13 protein-coding genes are annotated in these 12,922 nt (G+C 45.7%); all 13 read right to left on the reverse strand.

Translation table 11 applies throughout. The annotated features are described in order from the left end of the window. Nucleotides 1-130: 130 nt before the first annotated feature. Complete coding sequence (sufU, locus tag G475_RS0106545; protein ID WP_026700588.1) at nucleotides 131-586, reverse strand: Fe-S cluster assembly sulfur transfer protein SufU; 456 nt, start codon at nucleotides 584-586, stop codon at nucleotides 131-133. Continuing rightward, entirely contained in the window at nucleotides 573-1,796 is a 1,224-nt protein-coding gene (locus G475_RS0106550; RefSeq protein WP_026700589.1) for a cysteine desulfurase, read from the reverse strand. Before G475_RS0106550 ends, sufU begins: the two co-directional genes overlap by 14 nt. After that, on the reverse strand, nucleotides 1,796-3,106 hold the full coding sequence (sufD, locus tag G475_RS0106555) for a Fe-S cluster assembly protein SufD (RefSeq protein ID WP_026700590.1): 1,311 nt from the start codon (nucleotides 3,104-3,106) through the stop codon (nucleotides 1,796-1,798). The genes G475_RS0106550 and sufD overlap by 1 nt, the downstream gene beginning before the upstream one ends. Before the next feature lie 18 nt (nucleotides 3,107-3,124). After that, a complete protein-coding gene (gene sufC / locus G475_RS0106560; protein WP_026700591.1) occupies nucleotides 3,125-3,910 on the reverse strand; it encodes a Fe-S cluster assembly ATPase SufC in 786 nt (261 codons plus the stop codon). A gap of 229 nt (nucleotides 3,911-4,139) precedes the next feature. After that, nucleotides 4,140-4,271 carry a hypothetical protein gene (locus G475_RS27895; RefSeq protein WP_267880101.1) on the reverse strand — a complete coding sequence of 44 codons (132 nt, stop codon included), beginning with the start codon at nucleotides 4,269-4,271 and terminating at the stop codon, nucleotides 4,140-4,142. 220 nt (nucleotides 4,272-4,491) lie between these two features. Then, nucleotides 4,492-4,878: a carboxymuconolactone decarboxylase family protein gene (locus G475_RS0106565; RefSeq protein ID WP_026700592.1), complete on the reverse strand. Its 387-nt coding sequence runs from the start codon at nucleotides 4,876-4,878 to the stop codon at nucleotides 4,492-4,494. Between the two features lie 176 nt (nucleotides 4,879-5,054). Then, nucleotides 5,055-5,933 carry a MetQ/NlpA family ABC transporter substrate-binding protein gene (locus G475_RS0106570; RefSeq protein ID WP_026700593.1) on the reverse strand — a complete coding sequence of 293 codons (879 nt, stop codon included), beginning with the start codon at nucleotides 5,931-5,933 and terminating at the stop codon, nucleotides 5,055-5,057. A 21-nt stretch (nucleotides 5,934-5,954) separates the two neighbouring features. Next, complete coding sequence (locus G475_RS0106575; protein ID WP_026700594.1) at nucleotides 5,955-6,623, reverse strand: methionine ABC transporter permease; 669 nt, start codon at nucleotides 6,621-6,623, stop codon at nucleotides 5,955-5,957. Beyond that, nucleotides 6,613-7,641, reverse strand: coding sequence for a methionine ABC transporter ATP-binding protein (locus G475_RS0106580; protein WP_026700595.1), 1,029 nt, complete (start codon nucleotides 7,639-7,641; stop codon nucleotides 6,613-6,615). Before G475_RS0106580 ends, G475_RS0106575 begins: the two co-directional genes overlap by 11 nt. A gap of 496 nt (nucleotides 7,642-8,137) precedes the next feature. Next, nucleotides 8,138-9,964: an ABC transporter ATP-binding protein gene (locus G475_RS0106595; protein ID WP_233275741.1), complete on the reverse strand. Its 1,827-nt coding sequence runs from the start codon at nucleotides 9,962-9,964 to the stop codon at nucleotides 8,138-8,140. Between the two features lie 15 nt (nucleotides 9,965-9,979). Then, a complete protein-coding gene (locus tag G475_RS0106600; protein WP_026700597.1) occupies nucleotides 9,980-11,728 on the reverse strand; it encodes an ABC transporter ATP-binding protein in 1,749 nt (582 codons plus the stop codon). Between the two features lie 270 nt (nucleotides 11,729-11,998). Continuing rightward, the gene (gcvH, locus tag G475_RS0106605; protein WP_026700598.1) at nucleotides 11,999-12,382 is read right to left on the reverse strand and encodes a glycine cleavage system protein GcvH; all 384 of its coding nucleotides are present in this window, start codon (nucleotides 12,380-12,382) and stop codon (nucleotides 11,999-12,001) included. A gap of 37 nt (nucleotides 12,383-12,419) precedes the next feature. Further along, on the reverse strand, nucleotides 12,420-12,779 hold the full coding sequence (locus G475_RS0106610; RefSeq protein ID WP_026700599.1) for an arsenate reductase family protein: 360 nt from the start codon (nucleotides 12,777-12,779) through the stop codon (nucleotides 12,420-12,422). Between the last annotated feature and the right edge of the window lie 143 nt (nucleotides 12,780-12,922).

Here is a 12,922-nt window from a genome sequence, read left to right on the forward strand (position 1 = left end):
TGACCTCCTTTTAGGAAAATCAAGATAGTGTTTCGAGTTTTCACCACTGTTCAAGAGCATACAGGTTTCTACCTTCATTATAGGGGCTAACCCCAGAAAAAGAAAGGTATATGATTACTTTTCTTACACTTTAATTCGTTTCGTCCTGCTCTTCGCCGTCAAGTCCTTTTTCCATGGCCTTCCATGCCAGTGTAGCACACTTTATACGGGCAGGGAACTTTGTTACTCCTTGGAGTGCTTCGATATCGCCAAGGTCATACTTTTCGTCATCATAATCCCGGCCCTGCATCATTTCTGAAAAAATGTTGGACATATCCAGTGCTTCCTCGACAGACCGGCCTTTGACGGCTTCAGTCATCATCGAAGCAGAAGACAAACTAATAGAACAGCCCTCTCCAACAAATTTAGCATCAGAGATGGTGTCGTCTTCCACCTTCAGCTGCAGCTGGATACGATCCCCGCAGGTTGGATTATTCATATTGACATGAAGGGTTTCCCCTTCCAGATCCCCTTTATTACGGGGATTTTTATAGTGATCCATGATGACCTGACGGTAAAGAGTATCGAGATTACTATGCGAAGACATCACCAAAATACTCCTTTGTTTTTATTAAGCCATCAGTAAGGGCATCAATATCTTCCTTTGTATTATACACATAAAAACTGGCTCGTGCTGTAGCGACGACATCCAGCCATTTCATCAGCGGCTGGGCGCAGTGGTGGCCGGCTCGGACTGCAATGCCTTCCGCATCCAAAACAGTAGCTGCATCATGCGGATGAACATCGTCCACATTGAAAGTCACCAGAGCAGCCCGCTTTTGGGGACCGTAAATGTGAATGCCCTCTACCTCTTTCAACCTTTCCAGTGCATAAGCTGCTAATTCAGCTTCGTGAGCTTCGATATTCTCCATCCCCACGTCTTCCAGAAAATCAATCGCTGCTCCGAGTCCGATCGCACCGGCGATAACCGGGGTTCCGCCTTCAAACTTCCAGGGAATGTCTTTCCACGTGGAATCATACAGATCCACAAAATCAATCATTTCCCCGCCAAATTCGACCGGCTCCATTTTATCCAGCAGCTTCTTCTTCCCGTATAGTACACCAATTCCGGTAGGTCCGCCCATTTTATGACCGGAAAAAGCAAAAAAGTCACAATCCAGCTCTTGCACATCCACTTTCATATGGGGGACACTCTGAGCTCCATCCACTACAGTTACTGCTCCGTGCTCATGTGCCATTCTGGTGATTTCTTTTATCGGATTTATTGTGCCAAGCACATTTGACACGTGAGCAACAGCTACAATTTTTGTGTTGGAGGTGATAGTGTTTTGTACATCTTCCAGAGACAGGGTTCCATCTTCTTTCATGGGAAGATACTTCAAAGCTGCCCCGGTAGCCTTGGCCGCCTGCTGCCAGGGGATTATATTGCTGTGATGTTCCATCGGCGTCAGGACTATTTCATCGCCTTCCTGCAGATTCGCACGTCCGTAACTGTATGCGACAGTGTTGATTGCCGTTGTTGTACCTCGTGTGAATACAACTTCACGGGCGCTGGGCGCGTGTATGAAAGAACGCACTTTCTCCCGGGCTCCTTCATAACCGTCTGTGGCCAGGCTCCCCAGGGTATGAACACCACGGTGTACATTGGAATTATAGCGGCGGTAGTAATCTTCCATCGCTTCAATTACCTTATACGGTTTCTGGGAAGTCGCGGCGCTGTCCAGATAAACCAGCGGACTCCCGTTTACTTCTTGATGCAAAATAGGAAATTGATTTCTGATTTCCTTTACATCCATTAATACACTTTCCTTTCAATTACTTCCGTCAGGCGTTCTTTTACAGCCTGGATAGGAAGTTCATTCACGACCGGTGCCAGGAAACCATGAATAATCAAGCGTTCGGCTTCTGTTCTAGTGATGCCTCTGCTCATCATATAGAACATCTGCATGGGATCGACGCGGCCGACAGAAGCTGCGTGGCCGGCTGTTACATCGTCCTCGTCTATAAGAAGAATTGGATTGGCATCGCCGCGTGCTCTTTCGCTGAGCATCAAGACTCGTTCTGTCTGCTGACCGTCCGCTTTTGTCGCTCCATGTTTAATTTTTGTAACCCCATTAAAAATGGAAGAGGCTTTATCCTTCATCACACCATGAGTGAGAATATGACCGGTGGAATGTTTTCCATAATGCACAATATTGGTCCAGAAATTCTGGCTTTGATCCTCCCGTCCGATGGACACGGCTTTCGTATCCGCGTGAGAGCCGTCCCCCTGCAGCACAGTCGTGTTATCTGAAACAGTGTTGCCTTCGTTCATCTGGCCGAGTGCCCATTCCAGATAGCCGTCTTTTTCCACATAACCGCGGCGGTTCACATACGTCGTTACCCCTTTTTCAAAGTGGTCTACTCCGCCGTAGGAAACTTTTGCATTCTGCCCGGTGTAAACTTCCGAAATAATATTAGCCACTGCGGATTGTTCTCTGTTGAAAGAAGCGTAGTTTTCCAGATACGTTACTTGACTGTTATCCTCAGCCGCCACGATAACGTGGTTAAATAGTCCGGCTTCCGGATCTTCCTGCCAGTAAATGGTCTGAAGCGGCGCTTCTACCGTTACATTTTTGGGAACATAAATGAAAGTTCCGCCATTCAGAAGGGCGACATGAAGTGCAGTGAGGCGGTGTTCATCCACTTCTACAGCACTGCCCATAAAATATTTCTTTAACAGATCACTGTGTTCCCTGGCTGCTGTTTCAATGTCAAGAAACAACACGCCCTGTTCCTTCAGATGATCACTTTCCGTGCGGTAAATCGGCTTTCCGTCCCGGAATACAATCAGATTTTGTTCTTCTGTACTGCGGTCAATCAACGCCTGCACGTCCTCGTGGAGATCATCCACTGATTGAATAGGAGCAGCTTCCCCGGAGTCGTGCTTGAATTCCGTAAAATTCCAGGTTTTAATGTTTGTTTTTTCAGGCTTCGGGAGCTCCAGCTCATCCGCGAGGCGGATCGCAGTAAGGCGCTGCTCTGTAAGCCATTCCGGTTCCCCCCGCTTTTGGGAGTACTCTCTTACGTAATTTTCATCATACGTCCACTTTGTATCCACTGACATCATATAACCTCCCTACGATTACGCCTGTTCGCCGACTTTTTCATCTTCTATGCCAAGTTCTTCTTTAATCCAGTCATACCCTTCTTCTTCCAGACGCTGGGCGAGCTCCGCTCCTCCTGATTTCACGATGCGTCCCTGCATCATCACGTGGACTTTATCCGGTGTAATGTAGTTCAGCAGACGCTGATAGTGAGTGATGATCAGGCAGCCGAAATCAGGTGACTTCATACTGTTGATTCCTTTAGAAACAACTTTCAGCGCATCGATGTCAAGTCCGGAATCAATTTCGTCCAGTATAGCAATTCTCGGTTCAAGCATGAGCAGCTGCAGAATTTCATTGCGCTTCTTTTCCCCGCCGGAAAAACCTTCGTTTAAGTAACGCTGGGAGAAAGATTGGTCAATTTCAAGTTCATCCATTTTACTATCCATTTTACGGATAAACTTCATCAGAGAAATTTCATCGCCTTCTCCCCGGTTGGAATTTATGGCAGAACGCATAAAATCAGAGTTTGTCACTCCGCTGATTTCACTGGGATACTGCATAGCTAAAAACATACCGGCATGCGCGCGCTCGTCCACTTCCATTTCAAGGACATCTTTTCCATCTAAATGGACGCTTCCCTGTGTGATTTCATATCTTGGATGTCCCATGATCGCAGAAGCAAGCGTTGATTTACCTGTACCGTTTGGTCCCATGATGGCGTGAATTTCACCGCCGTTTATTTCTAAATCCAAACCTTTAATAATTTCTGAGCCATCGATCTCCACATGAAGACCTTCAATTTTAAGGGTTGATCCTGCCATCTGAAAATACCTCCATCATATCAATTTTAAAAGGAGTCTCGTGCTCCTTTTCATTCTCAATTTATTCTCATTATTAGTTTAAAACAAATTCAAATAGAGTTCAAGAAACTCGATGCCCCGGATTTCATAAGAAAAGGGAGGCGCCTTTTCAGGCTCAGCCCCCCCTTACTTCATCATTTGGTTCATTATAACAAAAAGATGTTATCGTTTAAAGTAGAATAATGTTTTATTAACGATGGTTGAATTGCGCTGTCAGTTGACATCCTTTTTTGTATTCCCGTTCGCGGGTGATTTCCACCTGTAACCGCCGTTCCAGACTTCGGTTATACTCCGCATAGCCAAATCCGTGGGATTGATGCATGGCTTTTTCCATTTCATTTGTCGGATTGTTGCTGATCGCGTGGATAATAAATCCATCCTTTCGTTATTTTTAACACATGGTTTACTATAGCACGCATATATTCTCACAACAAAAGCCAATGTTTGTTAAATTTTCTTACAAATATAGATTAGTTTGGATCTGGCTGTTTTTGTTTCCTTCATAGATAAAAATTCGCCCGCTTCCTTCTCTTTGCTTTGTTTTAATGTTTTTGTTTATTATTCGACTGCAGTTCATTTATAGCTTCCTGTACTAAGGTCACAGCCTGACTCATGGCCGCTCCTCCGCCAAACGCCGCAGACACACCCAGCGTCTCCAGGATTTCTTTTTCCGTACATCCCTCATCAAGACAGCCTTTTGTATGGTAAATGATACAGTATTCATCCTGGGCAAATACACTGATGCCCAGCGCAATACGCTGCTTTTCCTTGGCGGAAAGTTCTCCTTTTGTAAAACATGCTTCTGTGAAAGCATTATACCGCCGCGCGATATGAGGGATTTTTTCGTTGAACTGGCCGATGCCTTCTTTATATTCCTGAAGCGCCTGTTGAATCATCGAAGACTGCTGTTCATCCTGCTGCTGTGACATACCGCTGCCCCCTTCTCTTGTTTGCTCATAGTATGTGGCAGGGCATGGATTTTCATACAAGGAATGGGCAGCTGTCAGAAGAATAGACAATACGCTGCCCCCACCTCCCCAAACGAACTGGGGAGTTCTCTTTGTCAAAAGAAAGGAGCTGTACCTTTTTATACAGCTCCTTCCCTTTATTCTTCTGCTGGAATAACGGCACCGTCGTACTCATCTTCAATAAATTGGGCCACTTCTTCCGATTGCATGACATCGACAAGTGTCTGGATGTCTTCGTTTTCTTCGTCTTCACTGCGCACCGCTACAATATTAACGTAGGGGTTATTCTCTGCATTTTCCAGGGCGATCGCATCTTCCGCTGGACTCAACCCGGCATCGATTGCGAAGTTAGAGTTGATCAGGACTGCATCCCCTTCTCCATTTTTATAGGCCTGCGGAAGGGTGGCTGCTTCAATATCGGCCCGGAATTCAAAATTGTTCGGGTTTTCTTCAATATCTTCAATGGAAGCATCAATGCCTGCGTCATCCGGCAGCGAAATGAGGCCTTCTTCTTCCAGCATCATTAATATCCGGCCGTGATCTGCGACAGAACTGCTCATAATAATTTCCGCCCCATCCGGAAGCTCGTCCAGGCTGTCATATTCCTGGGAATACACCCCAATGGGTTCAATATGAACACCGCCCGCATTTACAAAGTCATAATCATCATTTTCCTCCAGCTGCCCTTCAAAATAAGGAATATGCTGAAAGTAATTGGCATCAATTTCTTCTTGTGCCAGTGCCTTGTTAGGGAGCACATAATCATTAAATGTTTCTATCTCCAGGTCAATACCTTCTTCGGCAAGCTGATCCGACGCAAATTCCAGAATTTCCGAGTGGGGAACATTGGTAGCGCCGACCGTTAGTGTTGTGTTCTCTTCTTCCGCCGTGTTTTCTTCATTAGCATCCCCAGTGCCGCCTGAGTTCTGGTCCTCTGTGCTGTCCTCTCCTGTACCACAGGCTCCAAGCAGCAGTACAAGAGCAGAAATTGTTATTGGTTGGACTAATTTTTTCATAATATTGACCCTCCACATTATTTATCTTTTATCTATTTTATAAGTGATCCAATCGCCAATCGTCTGAAAAATAAATACAATAATAAGAACCGCCACGGTCGCAGCAAAGGTTACGTCCGGCTGGGTACGCTGAAACCCTTCTCTATATGCCAGATCCCCAAGACCGCCCGCTCCTATCGCTCCTGCCATCGCGGTGTAACTCACCAGCGTGATTCCTGTCACCGTAATTCCGGAAACAAGGGCCGGCATCGACTCTGGAAGCAGTACCTTCATAATGATGCTTCCCTGTCCCGCTCCCATGGACTGCGCTGCTTCAATCACACCTTTATCCACTTCCCTCAGCCCAATTTCCACCAAACGGGCATAAAAAGGAGCAGCTCCCGTTATGAGGGCCGGCAGGGCTGCACTCGGACCCAGCATGGTTCCTAACAGCAAATTCGTAAATGGGATAAGGAGAATAAGTAAGATAATAAATGGAATCGACCGAAAAATATTTACAATCGCTGCGGTAACCGCGTGTACCGGTTTGTTTGCCCAGAAGTTCCCCTTATCCGTCAGGTATAGAAGCAGACCCAGTATGAGACCCAGGACAAACGTCATCGCAACAGCGATCAGACTCATGTAAACCGTCTCCAGAGAGGCTTCCCACATACTGTCCCAGTTCACGTTAGGAAATACATCATTTATCATCTTTTAACACCTCTGCTTCCACTCGGTGGTCCTCGAGAAACCGCAGAGCCGCTTCTACATTTTCCGGCTCCCCCTGCAGCTGCACAAATAAAGTGCCATAACTGCCGTGCTGCGTTTTTGAAAGCTTGCCCTGCAGAATATTCACGCTCACTCCACAGGTTCGTATCAATTCTGTCATAACAGGCTGTTCTGCATCTTCCCCTACGAACATAAGCTTAACTACCGGCGCTTCTTTGCTGTCTTTTAAAAGCTCTTCAATGGCTTCCATGGTTTCTTCCGGTTCTGTAATCTGTTTTACGAATTCTTTGGTCATTTCTTCTTTAGGGTTCCGGAATACATCGAGCACCTGCCCCTGCTCTACAATCCTTCCTTCTTCCATGACCGCTACTCGGTGGCAGATTTTTCGAATGACATGCATCTCATGAGTAATAAGAACAATCGTAATTCCCAGCTGTTTATTAATACTGGTCAGCAGATCCAGGATCGCATCGGTAGTTTTCGGATCCAGAGCAGAGGTAGCTTCGTCACATAATAATACGCTGGGATTGTTAGCCAGAGCCCGCGCGATACCAACCCGCTGTTTTTGGCCGCCGCTTAATTGGGAGGGGTAAGCCTCTCCACGGCCGCTCAGTCCAACTAGTTCAATGAGTTCATTTACCCGCTGGTTCCTTTCTTCTCTCGGTACGCCGGCGATTTCGAGAGGGAATGCGATATTCTGCTTCACCGTACGGGACCAGAGAAGATTAAAATGCTGGAATATCATACTAATTTCCTGGCGGGCTTTTCGCAGCTCACGCCCGCTCAATTCAGACATATTTTTATCGCCCACCGAAACCTGTCCGCTTGTCGGTTTTTCCAGCATATTCAAAAGCCGGATCAATGTACTTTTTCCTGCTCCACTGTATCCGATCACCCCAAAGATCTCACCCTCTTGAATAGTGAGATCCATTGTGTCCACAGCGGTTATGTTCTGAGTCGGTGTACGAAATATTTTTGACAATTGGCGTAATGCTATCATACGTATCCCTCACTGCTTAAATCCTGATTAAACTCATCAGAAAACTTTGTAAAATCCCTTAGAAAAATCCGGCTCTGCAAGCCCGGATCCCTGGAATGATATCGATGACAAGAAGCGGCGTCGGCAGTTCTGCTTTTGAAACAAGAAAAATCGTAGCACGGATTGCGCATTATGTCAATCCGGAGGAATTTTGTTATAAGTTCGGTTTTCTGCTACAAACCTCCGTTTTTTAGTGTTTACACGAACACCAGATGACAAGAGCTGGCGTTACAGCCAGGAGTTTCTTTCGGACATTCGTTCCATTCATATCAGAATAAACGGCCGGCCGCGATGGTCCAGGCTCTAAACTGTTTTTTCCATCCTGAAGAGGGGAATAACGGAACAATTGTCCAATTCCCCTTTCAAGTTAGAAAAAATCGAGGCAATAACAGTGTTAATATCTTCGAAGCAATGGAACACGAAGATGGAGAAACCCTCCGCCGGAGCCTCCTTTATTCTAGCCGGCTTCGAGCACGTTAAACTGAGCACGGACGAGACGGTAATATTCTCCGTCCCTGCGCATTAATTCATCATGGCTCCCCTGTTCCAGGACTCTTCCTTGTTCCAGGACCATAATTTGATCCGCCTCTCTGATGGTAGACAGGCGGTGGGCGATCATAATTGCGGTTCTTCCCTGCAGCAAGGTTTGCAGCGCTTTTTGAATCACCTGTTCTGTTTCGGTATCAATCGAGGCGGTGGCCTCATCCAGTATGAGAATACGAGGGTCTGCCAATAATGCCCGAGCAAACGATATTAGCTGCCTTTCCCCAACAGACAGCACATTTCCGCGCTCTTCCACTTCCGTGTCATATCCATATTTTAACTGGCGGATAAATCCGTCCGCTCCTACACGGTAAGCCGCTTCTTTTACGGCTTCATCATCAGCCTCTGGATTGCCGAACCGGATATTTTCCATGATGGTTCCAGAAAAAATAAACGTGTCCTGCAGCACCACACTAACCTGGGATCGAATACTATCAAGCGTCACATCTCTTAGATCTTTTCCATCAATCAACACCCTGCCTTTGGTAGGGTCGTAAAAACGGCTGATTAAACTGACAATCGTTGTTTTTCCCGATCCTGTATGGCCGACAAGCGCAAATGTTTCCCCGGCTTTTATATGAATATCCATCTCATGAAGGGCTGTTTTCGTCTCATCATAACTAAATTCGACGTGATCAAAGCGGATGTCCCCTTTTATTTCTCCCAGTGCCTCAGCTCCTTTCTTTTCCGGCACCGACGGTCTTTCATCCAGATATTCAAAGATCCGCTCCGAAGAAGCCATCGCCATCAACAGTTGATTATATATCTGTCCGAGGCGGGAAATCGGCTCCCAGAACATTCCGAGAAACGTCGCAAATGTGACAAAGTTACCTATCGTAAAAGCGGTAGTATCTATCAGGTAAATCCCGTACCAGATAAGAATTGCTGTACCAACCGCATTAGAAATTTCGACGAGCGGACGGAATTTTGCGCTCTTCCGTGTAGCCTGCTCCCAGGCGTCAAACGTGTCCCGGTTTAAATCGGTAAAGTAATCCATGTTCTCCTGTTCCTGATTATAGGCCTGTGTCACACGGATTCCCTGAATGCTTTCATTCAGATGGGAATTCATCGTCGACTGCTTAAGTCGCACTACCTGCCACGAACGTCTGATGCGTTTTCGTAAGTTAGTAGAAATATAAAACATAATCGGCAGGACAATCATGATGGCAATCGTTAATTCCGGGCTGATAACGAACAAAATCGACACGATCCCAATCAGCATAACGGTATCCATCATCATATTGATGACTCCATTTGTGAACAGCTCCTGCAGCGAATGGACATCGTTGGTGACCCTCACAAGAATGGAGCCGGCGGACCTTTGATCAAAAAAGCGGTGGGATAAACGCTGGATGTGATTAAACAAGTCACGCCGAAGATCAAAAATAATATACTGCCCTACCTGGTTGATCCACCTTATCCGGAAAAAATTTGATATCCATTGCAGCCCATACATACCCGCCAGCACAATGGTGACCCACATGAGCATATTCCAGTTTCCGGGTCTAATGGCTTCATCTATCGTATGTCCAATAAGGACCGGAGCGGTCAGTCTGATAATAGTTCCGACCAGCATCGCTACTACAGCAAGCGGCAGCAGCTTTTTCGAGTATGGCTTCATATAACGAAGCAGCCGCTTTAACTGATCCCAATTAAACGCTTTATCAATAACATTGTCCTGAGAATAATGAAAACGTCCCCGGGATGCTCTATCCTGAATGGTTACATTCTTTTTTCTCACCCTGATCCCCCTCTTTTATATCTGTCGCTGCAATACCGTATCTCTGTCCTGAAACTGAATGTCATAAATTTTTTTGTAAATGTGGTTATTTTCAAGTAATTGTTCATGAACTCCCCGTTCGGCGATCTGTCCCTGATCCAGGACTAAAATCTGATCCGCATGCTTTAATGAAGAGATTCTATGAGCAATAATAAAGGTCGTTCTTCCTTTCATTACTTCCTGGAAAGCAGCCTGAATCCGCTGTTCAGTTTCCATGTCCACAGCACTGGTGGCATCATCCAGAACAAGGACAGCGGGATTAATCAGAATCGCTCTGGCGATGGCGATTCGCTGCTTCTGGCCGCCGGAAAGGCCCATCCCTCTTTCTCCCAGGATTGTTTCATATCCGTTTTCCATCCCTATAATAAAGTCATGGGCCTGGGCCCGTTTAGCTGCATCCATTATTTCTTCTATTGTGGCGTCAGGCCTGCCGTAAGCAATATTGTCCCGGATGGTGGAAGAAAACAAAAATGATTCCTGCAGGACAAAACCGATATTCTGCCGCAACTCAGCAAGGCTGTAACGGCTGATAGGCTGGCCGTCGATAAAAATTCCGCCCTTTTCCGGCTCGTAAAATCCGGAAATCAGCTGTGTAATGGTAGTCTTGCCGGACCCCGTTGCTCCGATTAAACCAAACGTGCTGCCAGGCGGAGCATGGAAGGATATATCTTCCAGCGCTCTTTGACTCTCCCCTTCATAACTGTGCGTCACGTCTACAAATTCCACATCACCCCGCAGGCGTTTCAGGGAAGCAGCTCCGTGCTGAATGTTCATTTCTTCTTCATCCAGTACTTCCAGCAGACGTTCTCCGGAAGCTTTTGACTGCGAGAATGTATTGATAATAAATCCCAGATTCATTAACGGACCGATAATGTACCAAATTAAACTGAAGGAAGCAGCAAGCTGCCCAATCTGAAGCTGTCCCTGCATAACAAGAAACCCTCCATAGCCCAGCAGGACAACGACACATATGTTTCCGATCAGTTCCATGACTGGAAAGAACTTTGCCCAAAGCCCGGCATTATACAAGGATTTATTTTTATAGTCATGATTCCGGCTTTCAAAACGGCCGATTTCAAAATCCTCTTTGGAAAGAGACTTTACTGTACTCATTCCGCTTACATTCTCCTGCACCTTTGTCGTCATGGAAGCAAAGGATTCCCGTATTCTTTTAAAACCAGGGTGAACCTTCCGATCAAACCGGTATACTAAAACAGCTAAAAACGGCATCGAAATTAAAGAAACAAGGGCAAGCTGGGCACTGTAAAACATCATGACACCGAAACTGAAAGACACCAGCAGGACCAAATTGATAACCTGGGCAAACCCAAAAGACAGAAAAAAACGAAACGCTTCGACATCCGCTGTCAGCCTCGACATCAGATCTCCTGTTTTCGCGTTATCATAAAATCGGAACGGAAGAAACTGAAGCTTTTCATAAAGGCGGCTGCGCAGCCGGTATACCGAACGAATCCCAAACATATCCCCGCAGTATTGATGCAGATACGTCGCAATCGCTTTCAAAACAGTAATCAATACAAAACCTACCGCCAGATACGGGAGAAGCTCCCAGTTTGAGGCGATAACCACTTCGTCAATGGCGTACTGCAGCACAATCGGATACGCCATCGTCAAACTTGTCATAATAAGTAAAAAACAAATCGATATCACAAAAAGTCTTTTATCCGGCCAATAAAAGTCTTTTAAACGTTGAAATGTATTCATCCTTCACCCTCCCCGGAACAGCTTTCATTAGAGCAGTAGTATTACTATATCGACTTTACAGAGTCATATCGAGAAGCGGGACAGTCTAAGAATGGAAAAAAATTTAAGAAAGACAAAGGACAGGGAACCTGACGTATAACGATCGTTTGATTTGAAAAAATTTGAAAGTTAAGCAGGGCGTAAAAGAAAAGGAGCTGTAAAAAAATCCCGAACGATTCGTGAGAGAATCGTTCGGGATTCTTTATCTCTTGATCCCAGACTCCTTATGTATTAATCTTCGCTGATCATATCTTCATATTGGTCCGCTGTCATCAAGTTTTCGACTTCCTGCATGTTCGCCGGCTCCACGACTATCATCCATGCTTTTTCATAAGGAGATTCATTAACAAATTCCGGGGAGTCTTCCAGGTTTTCATTAATCTCTACGACTTTACCACTTACCGGAGCGTATAATTCGGAGACGGTTTTCACCGATTCCACACTGCCAAATGGCTCGTCTGTTTTCACTTCATCTCCGACTTCAGGTAGTTCAGCAAAAACGATATCTCCCAGCTCGGATTGGGCGAAATCAGTAATTCCAATCCGCACCTTTCCGTCTTCAACCTTTACCCACTCATGTTCCTGCGAATACCTTAATTCCTGTGGTACACTCATGTGAACAACCTCCTTCGTAAAATGTAAGTTCAGGCTTCTACTGCTTCCATACTTCCTCAAATTGCTCTTCCTTAAACCCGACTGTGACCTGTTCCCCGTCTGTCACAATCGGCCGTTTTAACAGCATGCCGTCTGATGCAAGAAGATCAAGCAGTTCTTTTTCCTCTGCTGTCTTTATTTTATCTTTTATTCCAAGTTCACGATACTTTTTTCCACTTGTATTAAAAAATTTTTTTAAGGGCAGACCGCTGGTTTCATACAGATTCTCCAATTCTTCCCGTGACGGCGGATGTTCGACGATATGGTAATCGTTGTATGCGATGTTATGTTCGTCGAGCCATTTTTGCGCCTTCTGGCAGGTACCGCATTTGGGATACCCATAATACGTGAGGGCCATGAGTTCCCTTCTCCTTTCCATTCTTATATTCCTTCTTTATTATAGCGGAAATTTTCGTATTTCTCTAATATATAAAAGGACAGAAGCCTCCCCATAACGAAAAAGCTCCGCTGCCACGGAGCTTTTTCTACAAGAGAGAAGAG

The organism is Salibacterium aidingense DSM 18341 (assembly GCF_000429685.1).
GTDB classification, from domain to species: domain Bacteria; phylum Bacillota; class Bacilli; order Bacillales; family Marinococcaceae; genus Salibacterium; species Salibacterium aidingense.

Coding starts and splice junctions, on each gene's coding strand:
- sufU (WP_026700588.1), bottom strand. CDS start 586: ATGTCTTCGCATAGTAATCTCGATACTCTTTACCGTCAGGTCATCATG.
- G475_RS0106550 (WP_026700589.1), bottom strand. CDS start 1,796: ATGGATGTAAAGGAAATCAGAAATCAATTTCCTATTTTGCATCAAGAA.
- sufD (WP_026700590.1), bottom strand. CDS start 3,106: ATGTCAGTGGATACAAAGTGGACGTATGATGAAAATTACGTAAGAGAG.
- sufC (WP_026700591.1), bottom strand. CDS start 3,910: ATGGCAGGATCAACCCTTAAAATTGAAGGTCTTCATGTGGAGATCGAT.
- G475_RS27895 (WP_267880101.1), bottom strand. CDS start 4,271: ATGCATCAATCCCACGGATTTGGCTATGCGGAGTATAACCGAAGTCTG.
- G475_RS0106565 (WP_026700592.1), bottom strand. CDS start 4,878: ATGTCACAGCAGCAGGATGAACAGCAGTCTTCGATGATTCAACAGGCG.
- G475_RS0106570 (WP_026700593.1), bottom strand. CDS start 5,933: ATGAAAAAATTAGTCCAACCAATAACAATTTCTGCTCTTGTACTGCTG.
- G475_RS0106575 (WP_026700594.1), bottom strand. CDS start 6,623: ATGATAAATGATGTATTTCCTAACGTGAACTGGGACAGTATGTGGGAA.
- G475_RS0106580 (WP_026700595.1), bottom strand. CDS start 7,641: ATGATAGCATTACGCCAATTGTCAAAAATATTTCGTACACCGACTCAG.
- G475_RS0106600 (WP_026700597.1), bottom strand. CDS start 11,728: ATGAATACATTTCAACGTTTAAAAGACTTTTATTGGCCGGATAAAAGA.
- gcvH (WP_026700598.1), bottom strand. CDS start 12,382: ATGAGTGTACCACAGGAATTAAGGTATTCGCAGGAACATGAGTGGGTA.
- G475_RS0106610 (WP_026700599.1), bottom strand. CDS start 12,779: ATGGCCCTCACGTATTATGGGTATCCCAAATGCGGTACCTGCCAGAAG.